The 443-nt window shown below is 64.8% G+C and carries 1 protein-coding gene; it reads left to right on the top strand.

Annotation, left to right across the window (positions count from 1 at the left end):
- The coding region (locus EN935_RS40150; RefSeq protein ID WP_164771936.1) for an ATP-binding cassette domain-containing protein at positions 1 to 443 on the top strand (443 nt) is incomplete at both ends.

Below are 443 nucleotides of genomic sequence, written 5' to 3'. Positions count from 1 at the left end.
GATCAAGATCCTGAGCGGCGTGCATGTGCATGATGGCGGCTCGATCGAGATCGATGGCAAACCTGTCTCGTTTGCTTCGCCAGCGCAATCGCGCGACGCCGGCGTGGCGGTGGTCTACCAGGATCTGAGCCTGGTCGAATCGCTTACGGGTGCCGACAATCTGCTGCTGGGGCGAGAGCCGAAGACGCGGCTCGGCTTCCTGAAGAAGCGGCAGCTGGTGGCGCAGGCCGAGGCATTCCTCAAATCGCAGAACATCCCGCTCGATGCGCGCGCCATGGTCGGCTCGCTGCCCTTCGCCTATCGCCAGATGACCGAGATCGCCAAGGCGCTGATGGGCGATGTTCGCCTGCTCATCCTCGACGAGCCGACCTCGGCGCTGACCGACGATGAAGAGAAGATCCTGTTCGAGGCGATCCGCGCGGTCGCCGCGCGGGGCGTCGGAG

This window comes from Mesorhizobium sp. M7D.F.Ca.US.004.03.1.1 (genome assembly GCF_003998635.1).
Lineage (GTDB): Bacteria > Pseudomonadota > Alphaproteobacteria > Rhizobiales > Rhizobiaceae > Mesorhizobium > Mesorhizobium loti.
This window is presented reverse-complemented; position numbering and strand designations above follow the sequence as displayed.